The organism is Pseudomonas sp. GL-B-26, from assembly GCF_019947405.1.
Classification (GTDB): domain Bacteria; phylum Pseudomonadota; class Gammaproteobacteria; order Pseudomonadales; family Pseudomonadaceae; genus Aquipseudomonas.
The window spans coordinates 1-14,747 of record NZ_JAGYGJ010000033.1; the positions used below are offsets into that span (position 1 = coordinate 1).

Genomic DNA, 14,747 nt, shown 5'->3' on the forward strand with positions numbered 1-14,747 from the left:
GGTCCGACGTTTCGGGAGGGCTGGGGTGAGGGGTGGATCCGGAGTCAGCCCCACATCCCTAATATCACCACCCCCAATCCACCCCATCAGCTAAAGAGTGCGAATTTTCCCACCCTAAGCTAACCTGCGGCCATGTTTTACGAGGTCGACTAATGCACATTCACATTCTTGGTATCTGCGGCACTTTCATGGGTTCGATGGCGGTTCTGGCCAAAGAGCTGGGCCATCACGTGACGGGCTCCGATGCCAACGTCTATCCGCCGATGAGCACGCAGCTAGAGGCTCAGGGCATTGAGTTGACCCAAGGCTACGACCCGGCGCAGCTCGATCCGGCACCGGATCTGGTGGTGATCGGCAATGCCATGTCTCGCGGCAACCCGGCTGTCGAATACGTGCTGAACAAAGGCCTGCCCTACGTTTCCGGCCCGCAATGGCTGGCGGATCACGTGCTGCAAGGTCGCTGGGTACTGGCCGTCGCCGGTACCCACGGCAAAACCACCACCAGCAGCATGCTCGCCTGGGTGCTGGAACACGCGGGCATGAGCCCGGGTTTCCTGATCGGCGGCGTGCCGCAAAACTTCTCGGTGTCCGCTCGTCTGGGTGGCACACCGTTCTTCGTGATCGAAGCCGATGAATACGACAGCGCGTTCTTCGACAAGCGCTCCAAGTTCGTTCACTACCGCCCGCGCACGGCGATCCTGAATAACCTGGAATACGATCACGCCGACATCTTCCCTGATCTGCCAGCCATCGAGCGGCAATTCCACCATTTGGTGCGGACCATCCCGAGCGAAGGCCTGGTGATTCATCCGACCACCGAGCCGGCGTTGCAGCGTGTGATCGAGATGGGCTGCTGGACCCCGGTGCAAACCACCGGCGCCGGCGGTCAGTGGCAGGTCAAACTGCTGAGCGAAGACGGCTCGAAATTCGAAGTGATGTTCGAAGGTGTCGCTCAAGGTGTGGTCGAGTGGGACATGACCGGCCAACACAACGTCGCCAATGCTCTGGCCACGTTGGCTGCGGCGCGCCACGTCGGTGTTGTGCCGTCCATGGGCATCGCTGCGCTGAGCGCATTCAAAAGCGTCAAGCGCCGGATGGAGAAAGTCGCGGAGGTCCGTGGCATTACCATCTATGACGACTTCGCTCACCATCCGACGGCTATTGCGACGACCCTCGACGGTCTGCGCAAGCGCATCGGCGATGCACCGTTGATTGCGATCATCGAACCGCGTTCCAACTCCATGAAGCTCGGTGCTCACCGCGACGGCTTGCCGGAAAGCGTGGTCGATGCCGATCAGGTGATCTGGTACGCGCCGGCCAACCTCGGTTGGGATCTGGGGGCTATTGCTGCGTTGTGCACGGTGCCGTCGATCGTCAGCGAATCGCTTGAAGGCATTATCGAGCGCGTGAAGAGCCAAGCCCAGCCCGGCACTCACGTGGTGATCATGAGCAACGGCGGCTTCGGCGGCCTGCACGGCAAACTCGCCGAGGCGCTGCAATGAACAACGGCCCGGAACGCATCACGCTGGCGATGACCGGCGCTTCGGGCGCCCAGTACGGTTTGCGCCTGCTTGACTGTCTGATTCGTGAAGACCGCGAGGTGCACTTCTTGATCTCCAAGGCTGCGCAACTGGTGATGGCCACTGAGACTGACGTTACGCTGCCGCCGAAAACCCAGATGATGCAGGCCTTCCTCACCGAATACACCGGCGCTGCCGCCGGACAGATTCGGGTGTATGGCAAGGAAGACTGGATGTCGCCGGTGGCCTCGGGCTCCGGCGCGCCAGCGGCGATGGTGGTGGTGCCGTGTTCCACCGGGACCTTGTCGGCTATTGCGACGGGGGCCTGCAACAACCTGATCGAGCGTGCCGCCGACGTCACCTTGAAGGAACGTCGTCAGCTGATTTTGGTGCCGCGAGAGGCGCCGTATTCGAGCATCCATCTGGAGAACATGCTCAAGTTGTCGAACATGGGCGTGACGATTTTGCCGGCGTCGCCCGGTTTTTATCATCAGCCGCAAACCATCGACGACTTGATCGATTTTGTCGTGGCGCGAATTCTCAATCTGCTGAACATTCCCCAGGACATGCTGCCGCGTTGGGGCGAACACCATCTGACCAGCGATGAATAAGCTGCTGGCGATTGCGCTGGCGCTGCAATTGGCTGGCTGCGCCACGGCGCGAACGCTTGATGCCGCCAAGCCAGGGGCGCCGGTGGTGTATTCGGGGACGCGTCTGGATTTGTATGCCATGAACGGCGGCTGCTGCGCCATGGACCGCTTCGGCGCCGAAGCCCCGAGCTACCCCGGCGTCGATCTGCCGGCCAGCGCGTTGCTCGACACGCTGTTGTTACCGCTGTCGGTACTCACGGTGATCGGGGTCAGTTTTCAGGCAACGGGCGGATTGTAGGAGAGCCATGTGGCGAGGGGGCTTGCCCCCGTTGGGCTGCAAAGCAGCCCCAAAACCGGCCATCTCCATTTTTCAGATACACCGCGAGCTATGGATTTACGACTGCTGCGCAGCCGAACGGGGGCAAGCTCCCTCGCCACAGGTCCGCGGGTTATTTACCGAGCTTGCGCAACTCATCCGACTCGACAATCCGCACCCCATCCTGCTCTTCCAGCGCCAGTCGCCACATGGCGCGGGCCAGTTGGCAGGCTTCGATGCCGCGGTATTTGCCGGGGATCAAGCGGGACAAGGGCCCAACGAATTGCTCAGCCATACGCGGTTCGAGACGTTCGCCCAGCAGCAACGAAGGTCGGCAAATGGTCAGTTGCGGCCAGTCCTGTGCGCGCAATGCATATTCCATTTCGCCTTTGACCCGGTTGTAGAAAATAGGGGACCTGCGATCAGCCCCCAGTGCACTGATCACGATCAGGTGCCGTGCGCCCATCTCCCGTGCACGTTTGGCGAATGCCACCACCATGTCCAGGTCCACCGCGCGAAACGCCTGTTCCGAGCCGGCTTTCTTGATGGTGGTACCCAGGCAGCAGTAGGCGATGTCGACGCGACCATTCAATTGCGGCAGAAACACCGCAGGGTCGCCAACCGGGTTTTCCAGATGGGGATGCTCGGCCAACGGCCGGCGTGAGGGCGCCAATACCCGTGAAATCGTTGGCTCATTGAGCAAACGGTCAAGAAGATGTTCACCGGTCAAACCGGTAGCTCCGGCAAGCAGTACGTGCTGAGGCGTCAAGTACATAGTGTTTCCCCCTTGATACTATTCAGCTTAGTTGCTCTTTGCATCCTTGCTGCTGATGGAGACACTTTGCAATGCCTTTCGTGCCTGCTGCTTGCGTAACAGCTGCCAGTGAGAGAGAACGGTTTTCGGTGCCCAGATCTGCGGTTCAGAGGCTTCGAAGCTGTCCGCCAGTTCACGTTCGGCGACGGTGGCCCTGGCCAGTTTGAAGGCTTGCTCCAGGTCGTCGGTCTGGTTCAGTGCCTGGGCGAACAGCGCATCGCCGAAGTAGGTGAAGTTGGCTTCTTCCGAGCAGCCGAAGGACACGCGGTCAGCGCGCGAGGCGGTCATGATCAGGGTGCGTTCATCCTTGAGCGCGGGAATGAAGCCACCGGAGTAGCAGGACGAAATCACGATGATCTTGTCGCGGTTTTTCAGCGGAGAGAGCACCGCGGCGAGTTCGTCGGCCGGCAGATCGGACAGTTCCATGCGCGGCTGGTCGAGCACCAGTTCGTGTTCGCTGGTGCCGTGGCTGGTCATGTAGATGAAGATCAAGTCTTCCGGGCCACTGCGCTCGGCCAGGGCGGCGGCGGCACGGCGCAGGTTCTCCCGGGTGGCCATCGGCCGGTCGACGAGGTGGTCGCGATGGTTCACCAGGCGGATCTGGCCAAACGCACCAAAGCGGCTGCTGAGCATGTTGCTGACGTAATCGGATTCGCGCAGGAACACGCTTTGCTTGCCGTCACCACCGAGTGTCAGGGTGTACAACTCGACTGCCGGGGTCGAAGCCGGCACGTTGGACAGTGCATCGTCGAGCAAACGACCCTGGGCCAGCAAACCGAGTTCCAGGCTGTCAGGCAGCAGCTTGCCATCGGCATCGCGAACACGCTGGCCATTGATCCACGTACCGCTTTGCACCGTGCCGTCAGTCAGCACCAGGGTGCCGCGCCCCGAGTAACTGTCACCGTCGAACTGGCCGATGTAGAAGCTGCCGTCGGACAGGTTCAATCGACCTTGGCCGGTGAAGCGCCAATCGCTGAACTGGCCGATGTAATGGCTGCCGTCGGCGCCGATCAACTCGCCCTTGCCGTTCAGCGACCCTTCCTTGAATTGACCGAGCCAGACATCACCGTCGGCGTTCTCGTAGCGGCCCTTGCCGTGCAGCTGGTTGTTCTTGAAGCCACCGACATAGATATCGCCGTCGGCGCTGTTGAAAGTCCCGTTGCCTTCGAGCTGACCGTCGACGAAATGCCCGGTGAACTGATTGCCGCTGGCGTCGCCCCGTTGGCCTTCGCCGTTGGGTTTTCCGTGGGCGAACTGGCCCTGATACGAGCTGCCGTCTTCGAGTTCGAGACGACCGAGCCCTGAATATTGATCGGCCTTGAATTCACCGCGGTAGGTCATACCGTTTTCTTTGAGGGTGCCTTCGCCGTCCCGTCGACCGGCTTTGAAACCGCCGGTGAAGCTGCTGCCGCTGGTGGTCAGTGTGCCCTTGCCGTCGAACAGCCCGAGATTGAATCCGCCGCGATAGACTTCGCCGTTACTGCCGTGCCATTCGCCCTGGCCATGCCATTGGCCCTTGTCGAAATCGCCGGCGTACCAGCTGCCGTTCGGGTAATCGATACGGCCCTGGCCTTGCAGCAATCCGTTGACCAGTTCACCGCGATAGCGTCCGCCGTCCGGCAAGCGGGCGTCAGGGGGCAACAGCGATTCGCCGTCGCCGCAAGCGGTGAGCAATAGGGTCAGAGCGAGGAGTGCAAGTGGGCGCATAGCGGGATCCGGGCAATTAGGCGACCGAGTATGCCGCAGCTGTTTGACCTTATATAGCCAGGAAACAGGAGAGGGCGCGAAACAGCGTGAGCTGCTTCGCATCCGGGATGGGTTACACGAAGCAGAGCGACAGTGGCTCGGCGATGTAGGCCGGTTTGTCCGAGCCTTCGATCTCAAGCGTGGCGGTGGCCTTGAGCAGCCATTGGCCGGGTTTCTTCTCGGTGACTTCGTTCATGTCGACCTTGAGTCGTACCCTGGAGTTGACCTTCACTGGCTGGATGAAACGCACGGTATCCAGACCGTAGTTGACCACCATCTTCGCCCCTTCAGGGAGGATCAGGATGTCTTCCATCAGTTTGGGGATCAGCGACAGCGACAGGAAACCGTGTGCAATGGTGCTGCCAAATGGCGTTTGCGCGGCTTTGACCGGGTCGACGTGGATGAACTGATAGTCCCCTGTGGCTTCGGCGAACAGGTTGATGCGCTCCTGATCGATGGTGAGCCATTCGGAACGTCCGAGTTCCTTGCCGACATAATCTTTGAGCTCTGCAACTGGAACATAGGGCATTGAGACTCTCCTTGGGTTCATCGGTTTTATAGTTTTGAGGTGGGGGGATTTGACCTCCCGGATTACCACTTTAGATCAACATGGCAAATGGCTCCGGTCAACTGACCATGATTTTGGCGAATGCCGGTCTATAGCGTTGGCGTGCTTATAATGCTCGGCCCGCTTGTGCGGGATGATATTGGCGGGAGATGACGGATGTTGTTACGTGGCCTGACCTGGCTGGTGCTGTTCCAATTGCTGGGCACAGCCCTCAACCACTTGTTTTTACCGGTGCTGCCGGGGCCGATTGTCGGCCTGCTGTTGCTGCTGGTATTCCTGATCAGCCGTGGCCAGGTCGGCGAACCGCTGAGCCTCGCGGCCAGCAGTCTGCTGCGTTACCTGCCGTTGCTGCTGGTGCCGCCAGCCGTAGGTGTGATGGTTTACGCCAAAGACATTGCCGCAGATTTCTGGGCCATCGTCGGTGCGCTGGTGTTGTCACTGTTGCTGTCCATGGCCTTCGCCGGTGTGCTGATGCAGCGCATGGTCAAGCGTCACGCTCACCGTGAGGGCGGCCAATGATCTTCGACTGGCACGGCGCCTGGACGTCGGTGATTCATCATCCGTTGTTCGGTATCGGTATTACGCTGGGGGCTTATCAGCTGGTGCTGGCGGCGTTCGAGAAAACCCGCTGGATCTTTCTGCAACCGGTACTGGTCTCGATGCTGCTGGTGATCGGTGTACTGGTGGGTTGCGGCCTGACCTATGCCGAGTACCGCAAGAGCACCGAGATCCTCAGCATCCTGCTGGGGCCTGCGACCGTTGCGCTGGCTGTGCCGCTGTACCTCAATCTGCGACGCATTCGGCAGTTGTTCTGGCCGATATTTACTACGCTGGTGATAGGTGGCGTCGTCGCCACCGGCATGGGCGTATTGCTGGGCTGGTCGTTTGGTGCCGAACACATGATCCTGATGACCATGGCGCCGAAGTCGGTGACGTCGCCGATTGCCATGCTGGTGGCAGAGCAGATCGGTGGTGTTGCGGCGCTGGCGGCAGTGTTCGTGTTGATTACCGGGGTGATCGGGGCGATATTCGGGCCGAGTCTTTTGACCAGGCTGGGTGTGCACAGTCCTGAGGCGCGCGGTATGGCACTGGGCATGACGGCGCACGCGGTCGGCACTGCGGTGGCGATGCAGGAAAATGAAGAATGCGGCGCCTTCGCGGCGCTGGCGATGAGTCTGATGGGCGTGGCCACGGCAGTTTTCCTGCCGTTGGCGGTGTCGATGGTGGTGTAAGGAAATGTCTATGAGCTTGCCGCTTTTTCCGCTGAACACAGTGTTGTTTCCTGGCTGCATCCTCGATTTGCAGATCTTCGAGGCGCGCTACCTGGACATGATCAGTCGCTGCATGAAACAGGGCGGCGGCTTCGGCGTGGTGTGCATCCTCGACGGCGAAGAAGCCGGCATCGCCCCGGCGGGCTACGCGCTGGTCGGATGCGAGGCGCTGATCACTGATTTCAAACAGCAGGACAATGGCTTGCTGGGCATTCGGGTGCAGGGCGGACGGCGTTTCCATGTGTTGCGCACCGAGATTCAGCGCGATCAGCTGACCGTCGCCGAGGTCGAGTGGCTGGAGGACGAACCTGAGCAACCGCTGCAGGACGAGGACGCCGACCTGGTTGCGCTGCTCAAAGCCTTGGCCGAACACCCGATGGTCGAAGCGTTGAACATGGGCACTGAAGCAACCGGGCAGCAGTCACTGGCCAATCAGTTGGCGTACCTGTTGCCGTTTGCCGAAGTGGACAAGATCGACCTGCTGCAACTCGATGATCCGCAGCAGCGACTGGATGCGATTCAGGCGCTGCTGGATGAGTTGCAGGGTGAGTTGTTTGCCTGATCAGTAGGCATACCGCAACATCGCATGCGGCAAATGCCGCAGCGCGAAGAACCCGAACAGCGCTACCATCGCCGGCAACACCAGCCACCAGACCTTCGGTGGCATGGCGTTGAGCGGCGCCGGGCGCTGACTCAGCCACAAGCTCGCCGCACACACGCACGCTGCCAGCATCGCGCCGGCCAGCACATCCGTTGGCCAGTGCGCGCCCAGGTACACCCGGGACAGGGCAATCGCCAGCGCTGGCAAGCAGCCTAACAGCAGCCAGGTCAGACGCATGCGCGGTGGTTGTCCGCGGCCGGCCAGCACGGCCAGTGTCAGAAACAGCGCAAAAGAACCCGAGGCGTGGCCGCTGGGCATGCTGTAGCTGGTCAGGGGATCGCTCAACACTTCCGGGCGTACACGGGCGAAAAAGTGTTTGGTCACGGTGTTGCCCAGCGCGGTGCACAGCAGGGTGCTACCGGCGAAAATCGCCTGGCGCCATTGCCGGGTGAGCAACAGCAAACCCGTCAGCAGGGCGCTGAACAACAGCATGTTGCGAAACTCGCCGATCAGCGTGAACGTCACCGCCACTTCATCGAGTAGCGGGCTGCGGTGTTCCTGCACCAGGGTCATCACACCCTGATCGAGGGCGGTCAGGTGTGGATAGCCGATAAACAGTCCGGCCAGAATCAGGAAGCTCATTCCGGTAATTAGCATCGTCGCTTTGCGATGACGGCGCAGACTGCTGGTGGCGCTCAAGCCCACCATGACGACGATGCTGCCGGCGACGATGCCGGCCTCAGGCCAGAAACCCTCTGGCAACGGCAGGCGAATCGCCGCCCCTGTGGCCCAGCCGGGCAGCAGGTAGGCAACGCTCCAACCGGCGGCAGCCAGCAGGCTGACGGCGGCGAAGCGCGGGAAGGGCATGTCGAACATCCCCGCGACCATCGGTAACATCGGCCGCAGCGGGCCGATGAAACGTCCGACCAACAGGCTGGCGATGCCGTACCGCTGGAAATACGCCTCGGCCCCGGCGATCCATTCCGGATGATGGCGCAACCCTGGCAGGCGCCGGATGTTCTGATGGAAATGTCGCCCGAGGAAGTACGAAATGATGTCGCCCAGCACGCCGCCGAGGAACCCCAGCAACAGTGTTTCGCCCAGCGACAGCGCGCCGCTGCCGGCCAGTACCGCCACGGCAAACAGCAGCACCGTGCCGGGCACGATCAGCCCGGCAATCGCCAGGCATTCCACACAGGCCACTATGAACACCGCCGCGGCCAGCCATTGCGGGTTGACCGTCAACCAACCGGTCACGCTATCGAGCCATGGGCCCATAAAAACAACTCCATCAAATAATCAATCGGTCCCAAGGGACGAACACAATCTTCAAAAAACACTACAGATCCCATGTGGGAGCGACCTGTGGCGAGGGGGCTTGCCCCCGTTTGAGTGCGTAGCACTCACAAAATCTTTGGCACAACATCAATTTTGGGGCCGCTTCGCAGCCCAACGGGGGCAAGCCCCCTCGCCACAAGTCGCTCCCACAGGGGGGATTTTCATTGTTCATGTCAGCAAAAAATAATCGCGACCTTCGACCTGACCCCGCCGCAGCGGGTTTCTCGTGCAATACGGCGCGTAAGCCACATCGACGAAGCGGTACATCAAATGCTCATCGCGCCCGTGGGGAATGCCCAGGCGCGTGGTTTGTATGATGTGAACAGGCGCCGGGCCGACATCCTCCACCAGCAGCACTTCATGGTCGAAGCGCTTGGCGTCCCAGACCGGCACCTTCAGGCCCAGCGCCTTGCAAAGCAAAGTCTGTCCGGCGCAAAGCTTTTGCGAGGGGCGAGGGCGACCTTGGGCGTCGGGATTGTTCAACAGCATCTGCGCCAGGCTCGCCGGCCCGCTCAAGTCATCAACCCACGGATAGGCGGATTTGATCAGCACAGCATTGCCCGGACCCTGTGCGCTGAAGTTCAGGGAATCGCCGCCACGGGCGTAGTACATATAGATGTGGCCGCCATCCAGAAACAAAGCCTTACGTTTTTCTGTGTAGCCGAGGGAGGCGTGGCTGCCTTTTTCTTCGAAGTAATAGGCTTCAGTCTCGATAATCCGGGCACTGAGCCACAGGTCGCCGACCCGGTGACGGATGACTTTACCGAGTAAGTCCCGGGCCAGCGTTTGGGCATCTCTGTCGAAAAATGCATCCGCGAGCCCCTTGGGCAGGCTCGTCGCGGACGTGCGAACAGTCAGATTGGTCATGATGAACGGCGTTTATCAGGGCTGATTGAGTCGCGATGATAACAATTTGCAGCTTAATCACGGCTGAACGTCGGCAAATTGCCCTCCATTTCGACCATCCGCCCGTCACCGCTGTTAGTCGAGGGACGCGACAGCTATAATCTGCCGCTTTACTCTTTACCAAGACCTTAGCAAAGACCACTCCAGACCATGACTGAGTCCGTTCTTGACTACATGACCCGATTGGGTCGCGCTGCCCGCGAAGCTTCTCGCGTCATCGGCCGTGCCAGCACCGCGCAGAAAAACCGCGCCTTGCAGGCTGCTGCCAATGCGTTGGACGCTGCTCGCGCCGAGCTGACGGCTGCCAATGAACTGGATTTGGCCGCTGGCCGCGCCAATGGTCTTGAGCCTGCATTGCTTGAGCGTCTGGCGCTGACCCCGGAACGCATCGACGGCATGATCGTCGGTTTGCGTCAGGTAGCGGCTCTGCCGGACCCGGTCGGTGCGATCCGCGACATGAGCTTTCGGCCGTCGGGCATCCAAGTCGGCAAGATGCGCGTGCCGTTGGGCGTGATCGGGATCATCTACGAATCCCGGCCGAACGTGACCATCGATGCCGCCAGCCTGTGCCTGAAGTCCGGCAACGCGACCATCCTGCGCGGCGGCTCCGAGGCGATTCATTCCAACCGTGCCATTGCCGCCTGCATCCAGCGCGGCCTGGCCGAAGCCGATTTGCCTGCCGCCGTGGTGCAAGTGGTCGAAACCACTGACCGTGCCGCCGTTGGCGCACTGATCACCATGCCTGAATACGTCGACGTTATCGTGCCCCGTGGCGGCCGTGGCCTGATCGAGCGCGTTAGCCGTGACGCCCGCGTGCCGGTTATCAAGCACCTGGACGGCATCTGCCACGTTTACGTCAGTGCCCACGCTGATCTGCCGAAAGCCCAGCGCATCGCGTTCAACGCCAAGACTTACCGCTATGGTATCTGCGGTGCCATGGAAACCCTGCTGGTGGACCAATCGGTCGCCAAGGATTTCCTGCCATCGATGGCGGCACAGTTCCGCGAAAAAGGCGTCGAGCTGCGCGGCTGCGAACGCACCCGGGCGATCATCGAGGCTGTTGCCGCTAGCGAAGAAGACTGGAACACCGAGTACCTGGCGCCGATTCTTTCGATCCGTGTGGTCGACGGGCTGGACCAGGCCATCGAACACATTAATAAGTACGGCTCCCATCACACCGATTCGATCGTCAGCGAAAACCTTGCCGACACCCGGCGTTTCGTCGCGGAAGTCGATTCGTCGTCGGTGATGATCAATACCCCGACGTGCTTCGCCGATGGCTTCGAATACGGATTGGGTGCCGAGATTGGCATTTCTACTGATAAGCTGCACGCCCGCGGCCCGGTGGGCCTCGAAGGTCTGACCTGCGAGAAGTACATCGTGGTCGGTGATGGCCAGTTGCGCGGCCAGGCGTCGGTCTGACTTGGGCGACCTCGACCTGTCAGCCCTGGAAGCCGCCAGCGAGCCTGCCCCTCGACGTATTGGCGTGCTGGGCGGGACCTTCGACCCGGTGCACATCGGCCATTTGCGCGGTGCGCTAGAAGTTGCCGAATCGCTGGCGCTCGACGAGTTACGTCTGACACCCAGTGCCAGACCGCCGCATCGCGGTACGCCGCAGGTGTCGGCGAAAGACCGTCTGGCGATGGTCGAGTGCGCGGTGGCCGGTGTGGCGCCGTTAGTGGTGGACGCCCGCGAATTGCAGCGGGACAAACCGTCCTACACCATCGACACCCTGGAACTGATGCGCGCAGAACTTGCCGCCTCCGACCAGGTTTTTCTACTTTTGGGCTGGGACGCATTTTGCGGCCTGCCCACTTGGCACCGCTGGGAAGAGTTGCTCCAGCATTGCCACATCCTGGTGCTGCAACGCCCGGATGCCGACAGCGAACCGCCGGATGCCTTGCGCAATCTGTTGGCGGCACGCTCGGTGAGCGACCCGCTGGCCCTCAAAGGGCCGAGCGGACAGATTGCATTCGTCTGGCAGACACCGCTCGCGGTATCCGCCACCCAGATCCGTCAACTGCTGGCCAGCGGTAAGTCGGTACGTTTCCTGGTGCCCGACGCGGTCCTGGCCTACATCGATGCGCACGGACTCTACCGTGCGTCGAACTGAAAAAGGGCGCGCTTCAAAACACGTGAACGCGTGTACCGAAGCGCCCGAACATACGAGCAAAACGAGTTTTATATGACGAACAAAGACGTAACTAAAGTAAAGCGCAAAGGCACGTTCAAGAGCGCCCCACTGCCAGTAGAAGTTCCAACCGGCCCTGAGCTGCGCGGCGAAGAGCTGGTCAAGGTTGCCGTAGCGGCCCTGGAAGACGTGAAAGGCCAGGACATTCAGGTAATCGACGTTCGTGAAAAGCAGAGCATCACTGACTTCATGATCATCGCTACCGGTACCTCCAACCGCCAGATCGGCGCGATGCTGGATAAGGTCCGCGAGGCGGTCAAAGCCCTGGGTGTCAAGCCGCTGGGTGAAGAAGGCAAGGGCGACAGCGACTGGGTCCTGCTGGATATGGATGATGTCATCGTGCACATGATGACCGCTTCGGCTCGTCAGTTTTACGACCTGGAGCGTCTGTGGTCCGGTGCAGAACAGAGCCGTGCTCTGAACGCGGCTCACCACAGCCCGGAAAACACCCATGAGCATTTCGTCAAGCTCAACAAAGACCAGCAATAAGGGACCGCTGTGCGACTGCGACTGATCGCCGTCGGTTCACGCATGCCCAAGTGGGTGGAAGAAGGCTGGCATGAATATGCCAAGCGTCTTCCGTCCGAGCTGGCGCTGGAACTGGTGGAAATACCGCTCAACACCCGTGGCAAGAACGCCGACGTGGCGCGCTTCATCCGTCAGGAAGGCGAAGCCATGCTGGCCAAGGTCGGGCCGAACGAGCGCGTTGTGACCCTCGAAGTCCACGGCAAGCCCTGGAGCACCGAGCAGTTGGCGGTCGAGCTCGATCGCTGGCGGCTGGACTCGCGCACGGTGAATTTCATGGTCGGCGGCCCCGAAGGGCTGGCGCCGGAAGTCTGTGCCCGAGCCGATCAGCGCTGGTCATTGTCGCCGTTGACGTTGCCGCACCCGCTGGTGCGAATCCTGATCGGCGAACAGCTGTATCGTGCCTGGACAGTCTTGTCCGGCCACCCTTACCACAAGTAGTTCTGCCCTCATGTCCCAGCCGATCCGCATCAAGGACCACGAAAAAGACGCCCGTCTGGTGCGTGGCCGCGTCGTGTTCGGGGCAATTGCGGTCGTGACGCTGATCTGTGTGCTGATCGCGCGGCTGTATTTCCTTCAGGTGATCCAGTACGAGTACCACTCGACCCTGTCGGAAAACAACCGCGTCCATGTGCAGCCGATTCCACCGACTCGGGGCTTGATCTTCGATCGCAATGGCGTGGTGGTGGCGGATAACCGGCCCAGCTTCAGCCTGAGCATGACCCGCGAGCGTTCCGGCGACTGGCAGCAAGTGCTCGACGTGATCGTCGAAGTGCTGGAGCTGACGCCCGAGGATCGGGTGATCTTCGAGAAACGCATGCGTCAGGGGCGTCGGCCGTTCGAGCCGGTGCCGATCCTGTTCGAGCTGACCGAAGAACAGATCGCCCGCATCGCGGTGAACCAGTTCCGTCTGCCGGGTGTGGAAGTGGTCGCGCAGCTGGTGCGTCACTATCCGCAGGGCGCGCACTTTGCGCACTCGGTGGGATATATGGGGCGGATCAACGAGAAAGAGCTCAAGTCTCTGGACCCGGTGAGTTACAGCGGCACCCATCAAATTGGCAAAACCGGCATCGAGCGTTTCTACGAACCCGAATTGCACGGTCAGGTCGGTTACGAAGAAGTCGAGACCAACGCCCGCGGCCGCGTGCTGCGGGTACTCAAACGTACCGAGCCGATTTCCGGCAAGGACATCGTCCTGAGCCTGGACATCAAATTGCAGGAGGCCGCCGAAGCTGCACTCGGCGGTCGCCGTGGCGCAGTGGTGGCGCTGGACCCGAAAACCGGCGAAGTCCTGGCGATGGTCAGTCAGCCGAGTTTTGACCCGAACCTGTTCGTCACCGGCATCAGTTTCAAGGCCTATTCCGAGCTGCGCGATTCCATTGATCGGCCGCTGTTCAACCGCGTGCTGCGCGGCCTGTACCCGCCGGGCTCGACCATCAAACCGGCCGTGGCAATTGCCGGTCTGGATGCTGGCGTTGTGAACGCGTCGAGTCGGGTGTATGACCCCGGCTATTACCAGTTGCCCAACTACGATCACAAATACCGTAACTGGAACCGTACCGGTGACGGCTACGTCGATCTGGACACGGCGATCATGCGGTCCAACGACACCTACTTCTACGACCTGGCCCACAAACTGGGAATCGATCGGTTGTCGGCGTACTTGAGCAAGTTCGGCATCGGCCAGAAGGTTTCGCTGGACATGTTCGAAGAGTCGCCGGGGCTAATGCCTACACGTGAGTGGAAGCGTGCAACCCGGCGTCAGGCCTGGTTCCCCGGTGAAACGCTGATTCTCGGGATTGGTCAGGGCTACATGCAATCAACGCCCTTGCAGCTGGCCCAGGCCACGGCGCTGGTCGCGAACAAGGGTGTCTGGAACCGTCCGCACCTGGCCAAGACCGTCGAAGGCGAGCGGCCGAAGGATGAAAACCCGATGCCGGACATCATCCTGCGTGACCCGTCCGACTGGACCAAGGTCAACCACGGCATGCAACAGGTGATGCACGGTGCCCGGGGTACGGCACGCAAAGCGGCGATCGGCGCGCAATACCGCATCGCGGGCAAAAGTGGTACGGCTCAGGTGGTCGCGATCAAGCAGGGCGAGAAGTACGACCGCTCCAAGGTTCAGGAACGCCATCGCGACCACGCCTTGTTCGTCGGCTTCGCACCCGCCGACAACCCGCAAATCGTGGTGTCGGTGATGGTCGAGAACGGCGAGTCCGGTTCCGGCGTCGCCGCGCCCGTGGTGCGTCAAATCATGGACGCCTGGCTTCTGGACCAGGACGGTCGGTTGAAGGCCGAATACGCCAGCCCTATCAGTGCGGAGGCTACGGCCCGTGAAGAGTAATTTCGATCGCATCC

Annotated in this window: 16 protein-coding genes; 11 read left to right on the forward strand and 5 right to left on the reverse strand. The window is 61.0% G+C overall.

Annotation, left to right across the window (positions count from 1 at the left end):
- Window positions 1–152: 152 nt before the first annotated feature.
- From mpl to KGB23_RS20515, 3 genes are read left to right on the forward strand one after another with little or no spacing between them, the layout of a single operon-like run.
- A complete protein-coding gene (mpl, locus tag KGB23_RS20505; RefSeq protein WP_223432367.1) occupies window positions 153–1,502 on the forward strand; it encodes a UDP-N-acetylmuramate:L-alanyl-gamma-D-glutamyl-meso-diaminopimelate ligase in 1,350 nt (449 codons plus the stop codon).
- The gene (gene ubiX, locus KGB23_RS20510) at window positions 1,499–2,131 is read left to right on the forward strand and encodes a flavin prenyltransferase UbiX (protein WP_008152788.1); all 633 of its coding nucleotides are present in this window, start codon (window positions 1,499–1,501) and stop codon (window positions 2,129–2,131) included. Before mpl ends, ubiX begins: the two co-directional genes overlap by 4 nt.
- A complete protein-coding gene (locus tag KGB23_RS20515) occupies window positions 2,124–2,408 on the forward strand; it encodes a YceK/YidQ family lipoprotein (RefSeq protein WP_223432368.1) in 285 nt (94 codons plus the stop codon). The genes ubiX and KGB23_RS20515 overlap by 8 nt, the downstream gene beginning before the upstream one ends.
- A 151-nt stretch (window positions 2,409–2,559) precedes the next feature.
- On the opposite strand, the gene KGB23_RS20520 is transcribed toward KGB23_RS20515, so the two are convergent.
- The 3 genes from KGB23_RS20520 to KGB23_RS20530 all read right to left on the reverse strand — a co-directional run bounded on the left by KGB23_RS20520 (window position 2,560) and on the right by KGB23_RS20530 (window position 5,515).
- Window positions 2,560–3,201 carry an oxidoreductase gene (locus KGB23_RS20520; RefSeq protein WP_150658278.1) on the reverse strand — a complete coding sequence of 214 codons (642 nt, stop codon included), beginning with the start codon at window positions 3,199–3,201 and terminating at the stop codon, window positions 2,560–2,562.
- A 27-nt stretch (window positions 3,202–3,228) separates the two neighbouring features.
- Window positions 3,229–4,947, reverse strand: a complete 1,719-nt coding sequence (locus KGB23_RS20525) for a C13 family peptidase (protein WP_223432369.1) — start codon at window positions 4,945–4,947, stop codon at window positions 3,229–3,231.
- A 112-nt stretch (window positions 4,948–5,059) separates the two neighbouring features.
- Entirely contained in the window at window positions 5,060–5,515 is a 456-nt protein-coding gene (locus KGB23_RS20530; RefSeq protein ID WP_008152797.1) for a MaoC family dehydratase, read from the reverse strand.
- Between the two features lie 195 nt (window positions 5,516–5,710).
- Here KGB23_RS20530 and KGB23_RS20535 point away from each other — a divergent pair, with 195 nt between their 5' ends.
- Genes KGB23_RS20535 through KGB23_RS20545 form a run of 3 tightly spaced genes read left to right on the forward strand, consistent with a single transcriptional unit; the run spans window position 5,711 to window position 7,387 of the window.
- Window positions 5,711–6,073: a CidA/LrgA family protein gene (locus tag KGB23_RS20535; protein ID WP_150658276.1), complete on the forward strand. Its 363-nt coding sequence runs from the start codon at window positions 5,711–5,713 to the stop codon at window positions 6,071–6,073.
- Window positions 6,070–6,786, forward strand: coding sequence for an LrgB family protein (locus KGB23_RS20540; RefSeq protein WP_056744547.1), 717 nt, complete (start codon window positions 6,070–6,072; stop codon window positions 6,784–6,786). The genes KGB23_RS20535 and KGB23_RS20540 overlap by 4 nt, the downstream gene beginning before the upstream one ends.
- A gap of 10 nt (window positions 6,787–6,796) precedes the next feature.
- Window positions 6,797–7,387: an LON peptidase substrate-binding domain-containing protein gene (locus tag KGB23_RS20545; protein WP_223432370.1), complete on the forward strand. Its 591-nt coding sequence runs from the start codon at window positions 6,797–6,799 to the stop codon at window positions 7,385–7,387.
- On the opposite strand, the gene KGB23_RS20550 is transcribed toward KGB23_RS20545, so the two are convergent.
- Entirely contained in the window at window positions 7,388–8,704 is a 1,317-nt protein-coding gene (locus tag KGB23_RS20550; RefSeq protein WP_223432371.1) for a bifunctional DedA family/phosphatase PAP2 family protein, read from the reverse strand.
- Between the two features lie 228 nt (window positions 8,705–8,932).
- Complete coding sequence (locus KGB23_RS20555) at window positions 8,933–9,631, reverse strand: DNA-3-methyladenine glycosylase (RefSeq protein WP_223432372.1); 699 nt, start codon at window positions 9,629–9,631, stop codon at window positions 8,933–8,935.
- Between the two features lie 189 nt (window positions 9,632–9,820).
- Between KGB23_RS20555 and KGB23_RS20560 the strand changes: the two genes are divergently transcribed.
- The 5 genes from KGB23_RS20560 to mrdA all read left to right on the forward strand — a co-directional run bounded on the left by KGB23_RS20560 (window position 9,821) and on the right by mrdA (window position 14,733).
- Window positions 9,821–11,092: a glutamate-5-semialdehyde dehydrogenase gene (locus KGB23_RS20560; protein WP_123367691.1), complete on the forward strand. Its 1,272-nt coding sequence runs from the start codon at window positions 9,821–9,823 to the stop codon at window positions 11,090–11,092.
- Window positions 11,061–11,783 (forward strand): nicotinate-nucleotide adenylyltransferase, encoded by a 723-nt coding sequence (gene nadD / locus KGB23_RS20565; protein WP_223432373.1) that lies wholly within the window; start codon window positions 11,061–11,063, stop codon window positions 11,781–11,783. Before KGB23_RS20560 ends, nadD begins: the two co-directional genes overlap by 32 nt.
- Window positions 11,784–11,855: 72 nt before the next feature.
- On the forward strand, window positions 11,856–12,350 hold the full coding sequence (gene rsfS / locus KGB23_RS20570) for a ribosome silencing factor (protein WP_033054148.1): 495 nt from the start codon (window positions 11,856–11,858) through the stop codon (window positions 12,348–12,350).
- Window positions 12,351–12,359: 9 nt separating this feature from the next.
- A complete protein-coding gene (gene rlmH, locus KGB23_RS20575; RefSeq protein ID WP_007937439.1) occupies window positions 12,360–12,827 on the forward strand; it encodes a 23S rRNA (pseudouridine(1915)-N(3))-methyltransferase RlmH in 468 nt (155 codons plus the stop codon).
- Window positions 12,828–12,837: 10 nt separating this feature from the next.
- Entirely contained in the window at window positions 12,838–14,733 is a 1,896-nt protein-coding gene (gene mrdA, locus KGB23_RS20580) for a penicillin-binding protein 2 (RefSeq protein WP_150658271.1), read from the forward strand.
- The last annotated feature ends 14 nt before the right edge of the window (window positions 14,734–14,747 follow it).

What these genes read in the sequence shown, in the direction of transcription:
- mpl (WP_223432367.1), top strand. Translation starts at nt 153, where the DNA reads ATGCACATTCACATTCTTGGTATCTGCGGCACTTTCATGGGTTCGATG.
- ubiX (WP_008152788.1), top strand. Translation starts at nt 1,499, where the DNA reads ATGAACAACGGCCCGGAACGCATCACGCTGGCGATGACCGGCGCTTCG.
- KGB23_RS20515 (WP_223432368.1), top strand. Translation starts at nt 2,124, where the DNA reads ATGAATAAGCTGCTGGCGATTGCGCTGGCGCTGCAATTGGCTGGCTGC.
- KGB23_RS20520 (WP_150658278.1), bottom strand. Translation starts at nt 3,201, where the DNA reads ATGTACTTGACGCCTCAGCACGTACTGCTTGCCGGAGCTACCGGTTTG.
- KGB23_RS20525 (WP_223432369.1), bottom strand. Translation starts at nt 4,947, where the DNA reads ATGCGCCCACTTGCACTCCTCGCTCTGACCCTATTGCTCACCGCTTGC.
- KGB23_RS20530 (WP_008152797.1), bottom strand. Translation starts at nt 5,515, where the DNA reads ATGCCCTATGTTCCAGTTGCAGAGCTCAAAGATTATGTCGGCAAGGAA.
- KGB23_RS20535 (WP_150658276.1), top strand. Translation starts at nt 5,711, where the DNA reads ATGTTGTTACGTGGCCTGACCTGGCTGGTGCTGTTCCAATTGCTGGGC.
- KGB23_RS20540 (WP_056744547.1), top strand. Translation starts at nt 6,070, where the DNA reads ATGATCTTCGACTGGCACGGCGCCTGGACGTCGGTGATTCATCATCCG.
- KGB23_RS20545 (WP_223432370.1), top strand. Translation starts at nt 6,797, where the DNA reads ATGAGCTTGCCGCTTTTTCCGCTGAACACAGTGTTGTTTCCTGGCTGC.
- KGB23_RS20550 (WP_223432371.1), bottom strand. Translation starts at nt 8,704, where the DNA reads ATGGGCCCATGGCTCGATAGCGTGACCGGTTGGTTGACGGTCAACCCG.
- KGB23_RS20555 (WP_223432372.1), bottom strand. Translation starts at nt 9,631, where the DNA reads ATGACCAATCTGACTGTTCGCACGTCCGCGACGAGCCTGCCCAAGGGG.
- KGB23_RS20560 (WP_123367691.1), top strand. Translation starts at nt 9,821, where the DNA reads ATGACTGAGTCCGTTCTTGACTACATGACCCGATTGGGTCGCGCTGCC.
- nadD (WP_223432373.1), top strand. Translation starts at nt 11,061, where the DNA reads ATGGCCAGTTGCGCGGCCAGGCGTCGGTCTGACTTGGGCGACCTCGAC.
- rsfS (WP_033054148.1), top strand. Translation starts at nt 11,856, where the DNA reads ATGACGAACAAAGACGTAACTAAAGTAAAGCGCAAAGGCACGTTCAAG.
- mrdA (WP_150658271.1), top strand. Translation starts at nt 12,838, where the DNA reads ATGTCCCAGCCGATCCGCATCAAGGACCACGAAAAAGACGCCCGTCTG.